General features: G+C 63.9%; 18 protein-coding genes. 9 read left to right on the top strand and 9 right to left on the bottom strand.

The genetic code is table 11. From position 1 onward, the window contains the following. Positions 1-141: 141 nt before the first annotated feature. Both chrA and NCS02_RS13405 read right to left on the bottom strand, forming a co-directional pair. Positions 142-1,347, bottom strand: a complete 1,206-nt coding sequence (chrA, locus tag NCS02_RS13410; RefSeq protein WP_250523174.1) for a chromate efflux transporter — start codon at positions 1,345-1,347, stop codon at positions 142-144. Between the two features lie 280 nt (positions 1,348-1,627). Continuing rightward, on the bottom strand, positions 1,628-2,329 hold the full coding sequence (locus NCS02_RS13405; RefSeq protein WP_250440268.1) for a FadR/GntR family transcriptional regulator: 702 nt from the start codon (positions 2,327-2,329) through the stop codon (positions 1,628-1,630). 381 nt (positions 2,330-2,710) lie between these two features. On the opposite strand from NCS02_RS13405, the gene garL reads away from it, so the two are divergent. From garL to gudD, 4 genes are all read left to right on the top strand, one after another. Then, entirely contained in the window at positions 2,711-3,496 is a 786-nt protein-coding gene (garL, locus tag NCS02_RS13400; RefSeq protein WP_175979608.1) for a 2-dehydro-3-deoxyglucarate aldolase, read from the top strand. Next, entirely contained in the window at positions 3,430-4,440 is a 1,011-nt protein-coding gene (locus NCS02_RS13395; RefSeq protein ID WP_268811673.1) for a 2-hydroxy-3-oxopropionate reductase, read from the top strand. Before garL ends, NCS02_RS13395 begins: the two co-directional genes overlap by 67 nt. Positions 4,441-4,706: 266 nt before the next feature. Continuing rightward, on the top strand, positions 4,707-6,041 hold the full coding sequence (locus NCS02_RS13390) for an MFS transporter (protein ID WP_008352655.1): 1,335 nt from the start codon (positions 4,707-4,709) through the stop codon (positions 6,039-6,041). Between the two features lie 35 nt (positions 6,042-6,076). Continuing rightward, entirely contained in the window at positions 6,077-7,408 is a 1,332-nt protein-coding gene (gene gudD, locus NCS02_RS13385) for a glucarate dehydratase (RefSeq protein WP_175979607.1), read from the top strand. A 7-nt stretch (positions 7,409-7,415) separates the two neighbouring features. Here gudD and NCS02_RS13380 read toward each other — a convergent pair whose 3' ends face one another. Together NCS02_RS13380 and NCS02_RS13375 are read right to left on the bottom strand one after the other, a co-directional pair. Next, positions 7,416-8,231, bottom strand: coding sequence for a DUF72 domain-containing protein (locus tag NCS02_RS13380; protein WP_250460283.1), 816 nt, complete (start codon positions 8,229-8,231; stop codon positions 7,416-7,418). 202 nt (positions 8,232-8,433) lie between these two features. Next, positions 8,434-8,736 (bottom strand): hypothetical protein, encoded by a 303-nt coding sequence (locus NCS02_RS13375; RefSeq protein ID WP_239295478.1) that lies wholly within the window; start codon positions 8,734-8,736, stop codon positions 8,434-8,436. Between the two features lie 408 nt (positions 8,737-9,144). Here NCS02_RS13375 and arsC point away from each other — a divergent pair, with 408 nt between their 5' ends. From arsC to NCS02_RS13360, 3 genes are all read left to right on the top strand, one after another. Further along, positions 9,145-9,567, top strand: a complete 423-nt coding sequence (arsC, locus tag NCS02_RS13370; RefSeq protein WP_250523173.1) for an arsenate reductase (glutaredoxin) — start codon at positions 9,145-9,147, stop codon at positions 9,565-9,567. Positions 9,568-9,692: 125 nt separating this feature from the next. Next, positions 9,693-9,983, top strand: coding sequence for a hypothetical protein (locus tag NCS02_RS13365; RefSeq protein WP_008352663.1), 291 nt, complete (start codon positions 9,693-9,695; stop codon positions 9,981-9,983). 247 nt (positions 9,984-10,230) lie between these two features. Beyond that, on the top strand, positions 10,231-11,403 hold the full coding sequence (locus NCS02_RS13360) for a GGDEF domain-containing protein (protein WP_250519807.1): 1,173 nt from the start codon (positions 10,231-10,233) through the stop codon (positions 11,401-11,403). Here NCS02_RS13360 and NCS02_RS13355 read toward each other — a convergent pair. Beyond that, positions 11,400-11,894, bottom strand: a complete 495-nt coding sequence (locus tag NCS02_RS13355) for an MgtC/SapB family protein (RefSeq protein ID WP_051996639.1) — start codon at positions 11,892-11,894, stop codon at positions 11,400-11,402. The two genes, NCS02_RS13360 and NCS02_RS13355, sit on opposite strands and share 4 nt — an antisense overlap. A 129-nt stretch (positions 11,895-12,023) precedes the next feature. On the opposite strand from NCS02_RS13355, the gene NCS02_RS13350 reads away from it, so the two are divergent. Further along, on the top strand, positions 12,024-12,413 hold the full coding sequence (locus tag NCS02_RS13350; protein ID WP_284504313.1) for a RidA family protein: 390 nt from the start codon (positions 12,024-12,026) through the stop codon (positions 12,411-12,413). Positions 12,414-12,419: 6 nt separating this feature from the next. Here NCS02_RS13350 and NCS02_RS13345 read toward each other — a convergent pair whose 3' ends face one another. The 3 genes from NCS02_RS13345 to NCS02_RS13335 form a co-directional block, all read right to left on the bottom strand. Next, positions 12,420-13,016 carry an alpha-ketoglutarate-dependent dioxygenase AlkB family protein gene (locus tag NCS02_RS13345; protein WP_175979604.1) on the bottom strand — a complete coding sequence of 199 codons (597 nt, stop codon included), beginning with the start codon at positions 13,014-13,016 and terminating at the stop codon, positions 12,420-12,422. A 104-nt stretch (positions 13,017-13,120) separates the two neighbouring features. Further along, positions 13,121-13,354: a hypothetical protein gene (locus NCS02_RS13340; RefSeq protein WP_175979603.1), complete on the bottom strand. Its 234-nt coding sequence runs from the start codon at positions 13,352-13,354 to the stop codon at positions 13,121-13,123. 13 nt (positions 13,355-13,367) lie between these two features. Continuing rightward, complete coding sequence (locus NCS02_RS13335) at positions 13,368-13,889, bottom strand: DUF2778 domain-containing protein (RefSeq protein WP_250523171.1); 522 nt, start codon at positions 13,887-13,889, stop codon at positions 13,368-13,370. Between the two features lie 229 nt (positions 13,890-14,118). Here NCS02_RS13335 and NCS02_RS13330 point away from each other — a divergent pair, with 229 nt between their 5' ends. Next, positions 14,119-14,514, top strand: a complete 396-nt coding sequence (locus tag NCS02_RS13330; RefSeq protein ID WP_008352671.1) for a response regulator — start codon at positions 14,119-14,121, stop codon at positions 14,512-14,514. Positions 14,515-14,520: 6 nt separating this feature from the next. Here NCS02_RS13330 and NCS02_RS13325 read toward each other — a convergent pair whose 3' ends face one another. Beyond that, positions 14,521-15,327: an endonuclease/exonuclease/phosphatase family protein gene (locus NCS02_RS13325; protein ID WP_008352672.1), complete on the bottom strand. Its 807-nt coding sequence runs from the start codon at positions 15,325-15,327 to the stop codon at positions 14,521-14,523. Between the last annotated feature and the right edge of the window lie 37 nt (positions 15,328-15,364).

Genomic DNA, 15,364 nt, shown 5'->3' with positions numbered 1-15,364 from the left:
CGCGTATCACACGGCGTGTGCGCGCGGGACGGATGTCGACAAGCCGCGCAATCTGGCTAAGTCGGTGACGGTGGAATAAGGTCGGTTGATCGGCTGAAAAAGAATAAAGAGGTCCGCGCATGTCGCGGACCTTTTTCATTTTCACGCGCCGATCACCCATCCGCCGATCGCGGTCAGCGCCACGACGATCACCGGAGACACGCGCCCCACGACGAGCAAACCGAACGCGGCCAACGCCAGCGCGACATCCGCACGCGAATGCACGGCGCTCGTCCAGACCGGGTCGTACAGCGCCGCGCCGAGAATGCCGACGACCGCCGCGTTCACGCCGCCCATCGCGCGCTGTATCGCGTCCCGCTGACGCAACGTCTCCCAGAACGGCAGTGCGCCGAGCACGAGCAGAAACGCGGGCAGGAACATGGCGACGACCATCGCGAAACCGCCGATCCATCCGCCGAGCGGCGCGGGCATCACCGCGCCCAGAAACGCGGCGAAGGTAAAGAGCGGCCCCGGCACGGCTTGGGCCGCGCCATATCCGGCGAGAAAAACATCGTTGGGCACCCATCCGTTCGGCACGACGCTCGCCTGAAGCAGCGGCAACACGACGTGCCCGCCGCCGAAAACGAGCGAGCCCGACCGGTAAAACACCGACGCCATCGCGAGCCAGTTCGCGCCGGTCCAACCGGCGACGCCCGGCAGCAAAGCGAGCAGCACGAAAAAAACCGCGAGCAGCATCGCGCCCTGCGTTCTGCCGATGCCATATCGCCGATGCTTCGCCGACGCCAGATGCGTCAGCGTCAACATCCGCCAGCCGATGATTCCGCCGAACGCGATGGCGCCCAATTGCCCGGCGGCCGACGGCACGGTCAGCGCGATCAACGCGGCGGCCACGGCGATGCCGGCCCGCAACCGGTCCGGACACAGCGACGTCTTCATGCCCCACACCGCTTGCGCGACGATGGCGACCGCCGCGAGCTTGAGACCGTGCACGATCCCGGAGTGAATCAGCTGCGCCGAGTGCGCCAGGCCGAGGGCGAAGAGAATCAGCGCAATCGCGGACGGCAACGTGAAGCCGGTCCATGCCGCCAGCGCGCCGATCCATCCCGCGCGCGCGAAGCCGATCGCGATTCCGACCTGGCTGCTCGCCGGCCCCGGAAGGAACTGACATAGCGCGACGAGATCGGTGAAGCTCGTGTCGTCGAGCCATTTCCGGCGTTCGACGAATTCAGCGCGAAAGTAGCCGATGTGCGCGACCGGTCCGCCGAACGATGTCAGGCCGAGTTTGAGAAACGTCGCGAACACTTCGAACGGCGTTCCGCGCGCGGACTTCGGTTCATGCAAAGCCATCGTCCTGTGGACAACCTTGTTGGCACATCGTCGCGTTAACTGTTGGCGCTTTCTGAACAACTCGACGTCCGTCGAAACGACGCGAAAGTTGTCCCGAGTTCAGGCCGAAACCACGCCCGCCATACCGGAGTTGTCGGCGCGGTAAACCTCTGACGTAAAAAGCGCATTGCCAGTTATCCACCGATTTGCGGCGAGCTTGTTAACTACTACCACGTATACATACGAACTCTTTTGTTTACTCAGACAACGTGGCGGCACTGCCCAAAACATCGGCGCTCATTCAGGCGGCAGCGCCATGCGCGTGTCTCAACCGTTCGCGGCTGTTGCTCAGATGCATGCGCATCGCGGCGCGGGCATCGTCCGGGTCCTGACGCACGATCGCCTGATAGATCGCCTTGTGCTCGCTCAGCACACAGCGCAGACGTTCGATCTGATCCAGCTCCGCGATTTCGGCCTTGCCCAGCCGCGTGCGCGGACTGACGCCGCGTCCCATCTGACTAAGCACGTCGTGGAAATAGCGATTCCCGCTCGCCCGCGCGATCTGCAAGTGAAACTCGACGTCGTGTTGCAGCACGTCTGTACTTCCGTTCGAGAGTTGCTCCTCGAAGCGCTTGAGCGCGGCGGCGATCTGCTTCAGATGCGCGTCCGTGCGCCTGCCGGCGGCGAGCGCGGCGGCGGCGCCTTCGAGATCGATGCGAAATTCGATGATCGCCATGATGTCCAGCAGGTTCGACAGGTCGGCATCCGCGAGACGCACGGATTCGCGTTCCTCGGGCGAGCGGATGAACGTGCCGACGCCGTGCCGCGTTTCCACGACGTTCGCCGCCTGCAAGCGCGACACCGCCTCGCGCACCACGGACCGGCTCACCGACAGTTGCTTCATCAGCGCGGCTTCGGTCGGGATCTTGTCGCCGGGACGGAGAACGCCGCGTTCGATATCCTCGATCAGGGTTGCGACGACTTTATCGGTGAGACTGGCCATGGTGATTCGCTGCTGATGGATATTGTTCTGGGAAGCGCGGCGTTTACGCCCGTTGTCGGACGTCTTGGCTTCGCTTAGGATCGGTCGACGCGCATGGCGCGATAAGCCTCGCGCGTGGGGATGTCCGACGACGCATCTTCCTGCGTGGGGAACGCTTCGTCAATTCGACGCGGCCCGCATGTCCTGCAAATTGATATAAGACATCGTATAAGTAGAAGTAGACGATTCTTAGCAGAAATCTCTTAAACTAAAGGAATGCAGGGTTTACGCCGCTGTCGTTTTCCCGCGTTTCCACAGTACCCTGTGTTAAGACGTCCGATAACTACATGAGTTCGGACTTGCCGCTTTCCAATCAGATCGCCGTCGTCACAGGGAGGCATCATGCCGTCTTCGTCACCATATCAACCGCTGCCCAATACATTCCGAACGTCGCTGCGCGAGCGCAAGCGGCTGATCGGATGCTGGATGTCGCTGGCGAGTCCGATCGTCACCGAACTCGTCGGCGTGGTCGGATTCGACTGGATGCTGCTCGACGCCGAGCACGCGCCGAACGACGCGCTCACGCTCATCCCGCAATTGATGGCGCTGAAAGACAGCCCGAGCGCGCCTGTCGTGCGCCCGCAGGCCAACGATCCCGTCGCGATCAAGAAGCTGCTCGACGGCGGTGTCGTCAATTTCCTGATTCCGTTCGTCGACAGCGCCGCCGATGCCGAGCGCGCCGTCGCCGCGACGCGTTATCCTCCTCAGGGCATCCGCGGCGTGTCGGTCGGGCATCGCGGCAATCGCTACGGCACGGTTCCGAACTACTTCCAGGTCGCGAACGACAATATCAGCGTCGCGGTGCAGATCGAGAGCCGCGCGGCGGTCGAAGCGATCGACGAGATCATCGCGGTCGAAGGCGTCGACGCGCTGTTCGTCGGACCGTCGGATCTCGCGGCATCGTACGGTCACATCGGCCAAGCGAACCATCCGGACGTGCAGGCGGTCATCGCACATGTGTTCGAGCGCGCGCACGCGGCCGGCAAGCCGAGCGGCATTCTCGCGCCCGTGCAGGAAGACGCCGAGCGCTATCTGGCAATGGGCAGCACATTCGTCGCCGTGTGCGCGGATCTGGGGATGCTCAGAAACGCGGCGCAGGGCGTGCGCAAACATTTCATCCCGGACTGAGCGTCGCGCTCGACAAACCGGCATCGAAAATCGACATCAAGGAGCGATACATGCAAAAGGCAGGCTTCATCGGACTGGGCATCATGGGCAATCCCATGGCGGCCAATCTTCTCAAGGGCGGCGTCCAGCTCGCGGCATTCACGCGCAGCGGCGTGCCCGCCGATCTGACCGGCGCGGGCGCCACGGCCTGTGATTCGCCCGCGGCCGTCGCGGAGCAGGCCGACGTCATCTTCATCATGGTGCCGGACACGCCGGACGTCGAACGCGTGCTGTTCGGCGAGAACGGCGTCGCGAGCAAGCTGAAGAGCGGTCAGATCGTCGTCGACATGAGCTCGATTTCGCCGATCGCCACGCGCGAATTCGCGGCGAAAGTGCGCGAGAAGGGCGCGGATTATCTCGACGCGCCCGTGTCCGGCGGCGAAGTCGGCGCGAAGGCCGCGTCGCTGACGATCATGGTCGGCGGCGCGCAAGCCACGTTCGACAAGGTCAAGCCGCTTTTCGACCTGATGGGCAAGAACATCTCGCTGATCGGCGAAGTCGGCGCGGGACAGGTCTGCAAAGTCGCGAATCAGGTGATCGTCGCGGCGACCATCGAGGCGGTCGGCGAAGCGCTCTTGCTCGCATCGAAGGCCGGCGTCGATGCCGAAAAGGTTCGCACCGCGCTGATGGGCGGCTTCGCGTCGTCGCGCATTCTCGAAGTGCACGGCGAGCGCATGACGAAGCGCACGTTCAATCCGGGCTTCCGTATCGAGCTGCATCAGAAGGATTTGAATCTGGCGCTCGCGACGGCGCAATCGCTCGGCGTCGCGCTGCCGAACACGTCGACGTGCATGCAGTTGTTCAATGCGTGCGCCGCGCACGGCGGCAAGGCGTGGGATCACTCGGGCATGGTCCGCGCGCTCGAGATCATGGCGAATCACGAGATCGGGCAGGACAAGAAGTAAGCGTCAGCCTTTCCCGTCTTCGTTGAACACTGCCGGCCTCGCGCCGGCAGTGTCGCTTTTTGCAACCGGTTTTGTGCTTCTGCAGTTGTCAGACGTCCTAGTTTAAAAGGCCAGCGTCCGCACATGCGCTCCGTGTCCGCAGGCGCGTAAGCCATACACGACAAGCCTAGAGCCGAGAAAGGGTAAACACGCGATTGGCCCCGAAAGCATCTCGCCATACAATGTCATCAGACAACGTACCACGAGACGCGATCCGGAGGCATCCCTTGAACACGATTCCCGCCACGCCAGCCGCCGATCTGCTCGAATCGGCCAGCGCCAAGGTCAAGCGCCATGTCCTGCCCTTGTTCCTCATCATGTTCATCGCGAACTACATCGATCGCGTGAACGTCGGTTTCGTGAGCTCGCATTTGCAGACCGATCTCGGCATCGGCGCGGCGGCGTACGGTCTCGGCAGCGGTCTGTTTTTCATCGGCTATGCGCTGTTCGAAGTGCCGTCCAACGTGCTGATGCAGAAGTACGGCGCGCGCGCGTGGCTCACGCGCATCATGGGTACGTGGGGCGTCGTCGCGGCGATGATGGCCTTCGTGCAGAACGAAACGTCGTTCTACGTGCTGCGCTTTCTCCTGGGCGTCGCGGAAGCGGGATTCTTCCCGGGCGTCATCTATTACTTCACGCAATGGCTGCCGCAGAAGGAACGCGGCAAGGCGATCGCGATTTTCCTCGGCGGCTCGGCGTTCGCATCGATTCTGTCCGGCCCGATCACGGGCGGTCTGCTGTCGATTCGCGGTCTCGGCCTGCACGGCTGGCAGTGGATGTTTCTGATCGAAGGCGGGTTCTCCGTCATCCTTTGCGGCGTGAGCTGGATGCTGCTGAAATCGCGCATCAGCGATGCTCACTGGCTCTCCGTCGACGAGCAACGCGCGCTGCAAAACGCGATCGCATCCGAACAGGCGGAACGCGAAGCGGCCACCGGCGGCCACATTCCCGCGATCAAGCTGCTGAAAGATCCGCAGATCGTGCTGTTCTGCTTCATGTATTTCGCGATTCAGCTCACGATTTACGCCGCAACCTTCTGGCTGCCGACGATCATCCGCAAGATGGGCGGCCTCACCGATTTCCAGGTCGGCCTCTACAACACGATTCCGTGGATGATCGCGATCGTCGCGATGTACTGCTTCGCGCTGCTCTCCGCGCGCTGGCGCTTCCAGCAGGCGTGGGTCGCCGTGGCGCTCGTGATCGCGGCATGTGGCCTGTTCGCATCGACGACCGGCAACGCGGTGCTCTCGTTCGTCGCGATCTGTTTCTCCGCGATCGGCTTCAAGGCGGCGTCGTCGCTGTTCTGGCCGATTCCGCAAGGCTATCTCGATGCGCGCGTCGCGGCTGGCGTGCTCGCGCTCATCAACTCGGTCGGCAATCTCGGCGGTTTCTTCGCGCCTGCGACCTTCGGCTATCTTCAACAACATACGGGCTCGGTGTCGGGCGGCTTGTACGGCCTCGGCGTCGCATCGCTGATCGCGGCGGTCGCGGTCTTCTTCACGCGCAACCGCCGCTCGGATCGCACGCCGGACGGCCACGTCGCGCATCAAGGCGCGCACTGAAACCCGCTTCAACCTCTCTGGGAAGGATCACGCTCATGTCCACGAACACTCCGAAAGTCACCGAATTGCGCGTCGTGCCGGTCGCGGGCCGCGACAGCATGCTCATGAACCTGTCCGGCGCGCACGGTCCGTTCTTCACGCGCAATCTCGTGATCCTGACGGACAGCGCGGGCAACACGGGCGTCGGCGAAGTGCCGGGCGGCGAGAACATCCGCCAGACGATCGACGATGCGCGCTCGCTCGTCGTCGGGCAATCGGTCGGCAATCTGCATGCGGTGCTGAATCAGGTCCGCACGAAGTTCGCCGATCGCGACGCGGGCGGCCGCGGCCTGCAAACCTTTGATCTGCGCACGACGATCCACGCCGTCACCGCGCTCGAAGCCGCGCTGCTCGACCTGCTCGGCAAGCATCTCGGCGTGCCCGTCGCGGCCTTGCTCGGCGAAGGCCAGCAGCGCGATGAAGTGGAAATGCTCGGCTATCTGTTCTACATCGGCGATCGCCACAAGACGGATCTGCCGTATGCGTCCGGCGCGGACGGCAAGGACGATTGGGACCGCGTGCGTACCGAAGTCGCGCTGACGCCTGAGGCGGTCGTGCGTCTGGCCGAAGCGGCACAAGCGCGCTATGGCTTCAACGATTTCAAGCTGAAGGGCGGCGTGCTCGCGGGCGATGCGGAAATCGAAGCCGTCACGGCGCTCGCCGAGCGTTTTCCGGATGCGCGCGTGACGCTCGATCCGAACGGCGCGTGGTCCTTGGCCGAAGCGATCCGCCTGTGCCGCGACAAGCACGACGTGCTCGCCTACGCGGAAGATCCGTGCGGCGCGGAAAACGGCTACTCCGGCCGCGAAGTGATGGCGGAATTCCGCCGCGCGACCGGCCTGCCGACGGCGACGAACATGATCGCGACGGACTGGCGTCAGATGGGTCATGCGATCCAGTTGCAATCGGTCGACATTCCGCTCGCCGATCCGCATTTCTGGACGATGCAAGGCTCGGTGCGCGTCGCGCAGATGTGCAACGACTGGGGCCTGACGTGGGGCTCGCATTCGAACAATCACTTCGACGTGTCGCTCGCGATGTTCACGCACGTCGCCGCTGCCGCGCCGGGCAAGATTACCGCTATCGACACGCACTGGATCTGGCAGGACGGCCAGCGTTTGACGCGCGATCCGCTCCAGATCGTCGGCGGGAAAGTGAAGGTGCCGGAAGCGCCGGGCCTGGGCGTCGAACTGGATATGGACGAAGTCGAGAAGGCGCACGAACTGTACAAGCAGCATGGACTCGGCGCGCGCGACGACGGCGTCGCGATGCAATATCTGATTCCGAACTGGAAGTTCGACAACAAGAAGCCGTGTCTCGTCCGCTAGAGGTTCTTTAGCCTTTCAGACGTTCGATGAGCGCGATCGCCGCCGCGGGATTGCGCTCCTTGAATCCGCTGATGACGTAGAGAAACACATCGCGCGATGCGGCTTTCGGCGCAGCCTTGCCGAAGGTCTGCAAGTCGTCCGGCGGGCCGCCCGACGACCACGTCTTCGCGCGCTCGGCCCAGCGATCGAGCGCCGCTTTCGCATAGCCCTTCGCCTGCTTGTCGGTCGTGCCCATGATGCGCGCATAGACGAACGGCGCGGTGATATCCGCGATTTGCGGATACTTCGAATCCCCCGCGATGACCACCGCGACGCGATACTTCCGCGCGAGCGCAACGAAGGCCGCATCGCAAAAGCTCTCGTGCCGAACTTCGACCGCGTGACGAATCGCGCGGCCTTCCACTTTCGCGGGCAGCAGTTCGAGAAAGCGTTCGAAGTCCTCCGGATCGAACTTCTTGGTCGGCGCGAATTGCCAGTTGATCGGGCCGAGCTTGTCCTTCAGTTCGAGCACGCCGCTGCCGAAGAATCGCTCGATGGTATCGCCCGCTTCGGCGAGCACCCGGCGATTCGTCGCGTAGCGCGGCGCCTTCAGCGAGAACACGAAGTCGTCGGGCGTTTCGTCGCGCCACTTGATGAACGTCGCGGGCTTTTGCGCGCCGTAGAACGTGCCGTTCACTTCGATGGACGTCAGCGCGCGGCTCGCGTATTCGAGTTCGCGCTTTTGCGGCAGATCGTCCGGATAGAACGTGCCGCGCCACGGCTCGAACGTCCATCCGCCGACGCCGACGCGAATGCGCGCGGTCTTGCTTTTCGAGGTGGCCATCGCGCGCTTACTTCCGGCCGGCATCGAGCGAACCGTCCGGCTCGCGCGTCTCGGTCACGACTTGGTTGAAGCCTTCGTCGAAGAGAGGTGCGGGAGATTCGTCGCAGTGCATGCTGGCCATTCCGTGGATAAGGGAAGCGCGTCCGTTCTCACCGAACGGACGCGCCGGGTCATGCACCTATGCTGGCGCAGTCTAAAAAATTCACTGGCCGAAGAAGATATTGCATTGCGGCCCGCGCGTGCAGGGCTTGGAGGCCGGACTGTCCATCGTGCCCATCGTGGTTGCGCCGGCCGCGCCGCGTGTCATCGGCGAGCCGCCGTAGGACGTGTCGGTCGACTGGCCCTGCATGGCGCTTTGCGCGGGCGCGGCGGGATCGGTCCAGGTGTCGGCGGTGGCCTGTCCCGGAACCTGCGCGGTGCGGTAGTAGGACTGCTGAGCCGATGCGAGACCGGCAGTGGCGAGTAACGAGGCGGCGAGCGCCGCCATGGCGATACGTGATTTCATGTCGACTCCTTGATCGAAAGGCGCGTTCGCGTGTACGCCGCGCAACGCTGTTCGCTGATTCGAATCTTTGATCCGCACGGAACGTGCCACGAGTGCTGCATGTGCCATGCATGGCGCTGGCGAGCGGATATTGGCGCCGGTTCCCGGCGAGGCTGCCGCGGCGGGTTTCCCGGACTTGTTCGAATGTGATGCAGACGGAGCGCCGGTGCGCTTGCCGGCGAATGGGACCCGCGGGTCCGCAGAAGACGCATGCCGCGCTGCACTCTTCGTTATAGGCCGTCGCTCCGCGATTGAACAGGACAATTGAACGCGCATGGCGCTCGCGGTCGCGTGCGTGACGCGAAGCTGTCGATCGCGCCATCGCCTAGAATGCGATGGCTAATCCACGAACGCAGGGACATCGCCGCCATGACCGTCACCATCTATCACAACCCGAAGTGCGGGACTTCGCGCAACACGCTCGCACTGATCCGCAACGCGGGCATCGAGCCGGCGGTGATCGAGTATCTGACGCATCCTCCGAGCCGCGAGACGCTCGTTGCGCTGATCGCGCGCGCGGGACTGTCGGTGCGCGAAGCGTTGCGCGAGAAGGGCACGCCATATGCCGAACTCGGCCTCGACGATCCGAGCCTCAGCGACGAACAACTCATCGACGCGATGCTCGCGCATCCGATTCTCATCAACCGTCCGTTCGTCGATACGCCGAAGGGCGCGCGGCTGTGCCGGCCATCGGAGCTCGTGCTCGATATCCTGCCCCAAGCGCAGAAGGGGCCGTTCACGAAGGAAGACGGCGAAGTCGTCATCGACGGTTCCGGCAAGCGTGTGCGCTAGGACACCTTCGTTTTCGCTGACCGTTACCTGACGTTACCTTTCTGGCAAACCCGTTGCACCTGTATCCGTCATCGCTTTCTAGACTGCACTGACTCACACGGCACTCGGTGCAAGGAGAAAGCGGCATGAAGAAGAAACTTCTTGGTACGGCGATCGGGCTGGCGGGGCTCGCGGCACTTGCGATATCGGCATCGGCGAACGCGCACGTCGATGTGGCGGTGGGCGTGGGCGTGCCGGTCTACACGCAGCCCGTGTACGCGCAGCCCGCGGTGCCGGTCGGCTATTACGGATATGGATACGGCGATCGCGACGAACGCTGGCGCGAGCGCGAATGGCGTCGTCACGAATGGCGCGAGCGCCGCTGGCATCACGAGATGCGCCGCGAGCAACGCTGGCGCGAGCGTCATGAATGGTAAAAGCGCGCGGGAATCCGCGTTCGAACGCGGCGCGCCGAAAGGCTGCGCCGCGTTTTTACATGCGTCATGCGACGCCATGACGCAAGTCGACCTGTTCAAGGCACGCCGATTCGAGCCGTAAACACGTCGGTGTTGTCGGATACTCGTGCTCTTTCGCCGCGAATCCCTTTTAGCGAATCTTTTCGTCGCACCGCGCGTGCGGCGTCGTTTGCTCAAAGCACGAGCGATAACCCGTCCACTTTCAGCGATGTTCAGTCCCGTCAGCATTCTCGTCGTCACCGCGCTGTCGAGCATCCTCTCGATACTGGTGCTGATCTCGCTGCTCTCGCACGCGATTGCGGGCGTGCCGCGCTGGCTTGGGGCGAACGTCATCGCAATCGTTTCGCTCTTGCTTTTCGCCGTGCAGAACGTGGCGCCGGCGTGGCTCGGCATCGTCGTCGCGAATCAGTTGCTCGCCGCGACGGTCCTGCTCATCTACGAAGGCTGCAACGATTTCTTCGACGTTCGCATGCGTCCCGCGCAGCGCTGGGCCGGCTGGATCATGTGGCTCGGCGTGATGGCGGGCATCGTCTACTTCACGTATTTGACGCCGGATGTGAATGCGCGCGTGGTGATTGTGTCGGCGTTTCATGCCGCGTGCGATTTCGCGATCGCCGGACGCGTGCTGATCGAGCGTCCGAGGGAACGGCCGCGCTATAACTACTTGTTCGTCGCCGGCGCGGCGGCGCTCGGTGCGCTCGGCCATACGGTGCGCGGCGCGATCTACGTCGTGGAGCCGCCCGCGCAGACATCGCTGCTGCAGCCCGGCGTGATGCAGATCACGTTTCTCGCGCTCGGCATTCTCGTGCTGCCGTCGCTGTGCATCGGCCTCGTGATGATGGCGCACGACCGTCTCGCGCAGCGGCTCGAACGGCTTGCGCGCTTCGACGATCTCACCGGCGCGCTTTCGCGCAAGGCATTGCTGGCCGGCGCGGGCGAGCGTCTCGCGCGGGCGCGGCAGGAAGGCGAGCGCGAGTTCGTCGCGGTCATCGACATCGATCACTTCAAGAGCGTGAACGACCGCTACGGTCACGCGGCGGGCGACGAAGTGTTGCGCCATTTCGCGTCGATCGTGCGCGCGCGCATTCGCGAAGACGATGCGTTCGGGCGTATCGGCGGCGAGGAGTTTTGTCTTTTCTGCACGGCGGCGCGCATCGACGATGTCACCGCGCTCGTCGAGCGGCTGCGCAAGACCGTCGAGGCGACGCCGTGCGCCGCGCCCGGCGGCCTGCTGCATTACACATTCAGCGCGGGCATTGCGATGTGGGACGGGCGCGAGCCGCTCGCATCGCTGATGGCGCGCGCCGACGGCCTGCTCTATGCCGCGAAGGTCGCGGGCCGCAATCGCGTGAAAGCGCCCGCCGCCGACGCGTTCGCCTAAGCCTCTTCGACGTCCGCGTATTTCTGGCGTTCGTCTTCCGGCTTGCTCATCCAGCGACGCAACAGACGCTTCTCGACGACGCGCCCGATCGTGAGCAGCGCGATCATCAGGATCATCGCGATGAACGCGAGGCTCCAGACGCCCAGTCCGCAGACGATGCCCACCGCCGCCGTCACCCAGATCGACGCCGCCGTCGTGAGCCCGCGCACGCGATTCTCGCGCGGATTCTGCAGGATCACGCCCGCGCCGAGAAAGCCGACGCCCGTCACGATGCCCTGCACGGCGCGCGACACGTCGGCGTCGTTGGAGAGCGTCATCGAGAAACCTTGCGCGCACATCGTCGCGATGCACGCGCCGAGCGACACGAGCCCGAGCGTCTTCATGCCGGTCGGCTTGCCGTGCAGATCGCGATCGATGCCGATGATGCAGCCGATCAGCATCGCGGCCAGCATGCGCAACACGGCGTCGGCGAGAATGGGATAGGGAAGCATCGCGTGTGAAAAGGGAATCGTAAGCCGGGCCATCTTCGCATGCGGCGCCGGCGCGCGCGCAATTTTGGCGCGCTAACGTGCCGGTTCTGCTTTATATCGAACGCAAAACGGGGAGACGAAGTGACTCAGATGCCGAAATTCACGATGGTCGATGCCGCGCCGACGCCCGTCGGCCCTTTCTCGCACGCAGCCGAAGCCGACGGCTGGGTGTTCCTCACCGGTCAGATGCCGACCGATCCGAACGACGACGGCGCGCCGTTGCCCGAAGGCGTCGCCGCGCAGACGCGCCGCGTGATGGACAACCTGATTCTCGTGCTGAACGGCGTCGGGCTGACGCTCGACAATGTGGTCAGCGTGCGTATCTTTCTGACCGAGTTCAAGCGCGACTACGACGCGATGAACGCGGTGTATCGCTCGTACTTTCTGCGGAAGCCGCTGCCGGCGCGAACGTGCATCGGCGTGACGGGGCTTGCGCGCGATGCGCTCGTGGAGATCGATTTCGTCGCGAAACGTCCTTGAGCGCGATTACTTCCGTTTCGACGCATCGACCCAGCGGAAAGTGAGATTGATGCGCTCGCCGCGCGCCCCCGGCTCTTTCGGCACGCGATGCACCCATTCGCGCTGCGTGCGCCCGCGCATCACGAGCAGGCTGCCGTGTGTGAGCGCGAGCGTGTGCGTCGCGTGCGTGCGCGCGTGACGAAACTCGAACGTGCGCGTCGCGCCGAGACTCACCGATGCGATCACCGGCTCGGGCCCGAGTTCGCGTTCCTTGTCGGCATGCCATCCCATGCTGTCGAGGCCGCTGCGATAGCGGTTGAGCAGCACGCTGTTGAAGCGCGCATCGCAGGCGGCCTCGGCGCGCTCGCGAAGTTGCGCGACGGCGGGCGTCCACGGCTGCGGCACATTGCGGATGCCGGAATAGACATAGACCGCGTCCGGTTCGCCTTGCCACGCGGTCAGGCGCGGCAGCGGCACGCGGCCGCCCGGCGTGGTCATCGTGTCCTGCTGCCAGGCGACTTCCGCGATCAGGGCGCCCATCAGATCGGAAGCCGCGTCGGCGTCGATCCAGTCCGGATGCCACGCGATGTCGGGCTTGGGAATGTCGTCGAAGAGATCGAACATGACTGTGGTGCGAGACGGCGGCGGAAGGAACGTTCACGATAGCAGAGCCGCCGGGCGGCGTGATTGCGGAGTCGTTTTCAGCCTGGAAGGGTCAGTTCGGCCTCTTATCTGCCCGCAGCCGTACATCGCCGCCATAACCGGACCACCCCCCAAGAGACCAGTCCGGCCACGATCGCATCGATGGCGAGCATCGACGCGATGTAGAGAAACTCGTAGTCCTGCACCTTCAGCATCCTGGCAACGCCGATCAGGATTTGCTGCTGATCTGCGGGTATTGGCAGCGGATAGGTGTGGACGTACCGCACCGCAAGCCGAAACAGACCGAGGAACAGAAGCATTACGAGCACTACGCTAAGGACACGTTTTCCCAATTGTCGTTACCTCGATCCAACCGTAAGCCTCGATGCGGCCCGCTCTGACGGAGATCTTCGGCGTGTGCAGCAGCGCATGCCGCAGCCTCTGAAAGTCCGCCCAACTCTCGAGTGTGATGCAGCCAAGTGAAATACCTGCGCCGCCGCGAGGGTGCAACCGGAAGTTGCCGCGGCGAACGCCATTGATCCACGTCCAGTCATCGACGGAGCCGTCATCCCGGTACAGCGCGAACCACTCATCGTGATTGCTTGGACTGTTTCGCACCCAATCATTCCATAGGTCTTTCATCCAGGCCTGCGCTTGCGAGGCCACGCCTCCGGTAGGCCGTGCGACGATCCAATACTTTCCTTCGGGTATCGGCCCTGCATCGGGCACCGCCGTGCAGCCGCCCCGGTTCTTGTATATGCCGTCCCCCGAGAATGCCTGGAAAACGCCGACTCCGAGCACCGTTAACGTCGCCCGCAACGTATTGTCGACGACGAATTTGCCTTGGAGTGGCATGGCAGCACGCTTGTCATTTTGTGGAACCCACACAATGGAGTAAGACGGGCCGACCGGGAAATACGGTTTTTCTGAACTCAGAGTGCTTTCTTGCAGGGGTATCCGACGGATGCGCCGGCATGTTGGGCAACCCGCTGTGCTACATTGCCCCAATCATCTCAATAACGTCGTGCGAGGGTCGGAACATCCGCTTTGGCCTTTTCGCGCGACGACGGCAACGGGGAACTGCATGAACACCACCGCCCAAGCAAGCGGCGGCACGGTGCCGGGCCGCCGCATCCTGCTCGTCGACGACAGCGTCGATGCGGCGCTTGCCATGTCGATGCTGCTCGAAGCGCTCGGCCATGAAGTCCGCACCGAGCATGACGGCCCGCGCGCGCTCGCATCGCTCGACGATTTCAAACCGGACGTTGTCGTGCTCGATATCGGATTGCCGGGCATGAGCGGCTTCGACGTCGCGCGCGAAATGAGAAAGCGCGACGCGACCCGAAGCGCGCTGCTGCTTGCATTGACCGGCTGGGGCAGCGATGCCGATCGTCGCAGCGCGCTCGACGCGGGCTTCGATCATCATCTGACGAAGCCCGTCACCATCGCCGATCTGGAAGCGCTGCTCACGAAGCCCTGAGCGCGCTCACTCCACGCGCAGCCGCGCCATGTACGGAAGGTGATCGGACAGCCACGCGGTGTCCTGCGTCGGCACGAGCCATTCGACCGGCTTCAGGCCGCGCACGAACATCTTGTCGAGCGCGAGCGCCGGTGAGAAAGCCGGAAACGTGCGGCCCGATTCGCCGAGCATCGTCGCGACTTCGCTCATGCCGAGTTCGCCGAAAAGCGGCACGGAGTCGTTGCGCCAGTCGTTGAAATCGCCCGCCAGCATGAGCGGACCTTCCGGCGCTTCCTTCGCGATCCAGTGCGCGATCCAGTTCATCTGACGCAGCCGCGCCTGCCGCGTCAACGCGAGATGCGCGCACAGCAATGTGATGGCCTGACCGGCGAAGGTCGCGCGCGCGACCAGCAAGCCGCGCTTTTCGAAACGATGCGCGGAGATGTCCCAGCGCCCGGAAAGATCGAGCGGATGCGGCGAGAGAATGGCATTGCCATGCCGCCACGACGGCTTGAACACGTTCGGTCCGAGCGCGATCTGCAATTCGAGCGCGGTGGCGATCTCGGTCGCCTGGCAATGCCAGACATCGTCGAGCGGCGCGTCGAACGGCTTGCCGAAGCCGCTTGCGAGCACGGGCTGCGGCATGCGCCGCGCCATCGCTTCCTGAAGAAAATAGACGTCGGCGTTGGTGGTCTGAACCCACCGTTGCATCGCGGTCCACGCGCGCAGGCCGAGGGGCGAGCGGCCCTTGTGCAGATTCCAGCTGACCGCCGTGAAATCCGGCGTGGCCGAATGAGCGGACGGGCCTGGCGGAAGATGTTCTGGGTTTCGCATGCGTTCTTTGTCTCGAGCGGCGGCCTCTTGAGTCTAT

It is taken from the genome of Caballeronia sp. NCF2, assembly GCF_023631205.1.
GTDB lineage: Bacteria > Pseudomonadota > Gammaproteobacteria > Burkholderiales > Burkholderiaceae > Caballeronia > Caballeronia zhejiangensis.
Note: the sequence above shows the minus strand (reverse complement) of the source record. Positions and strands in the feature narration are given on the sequence as shown.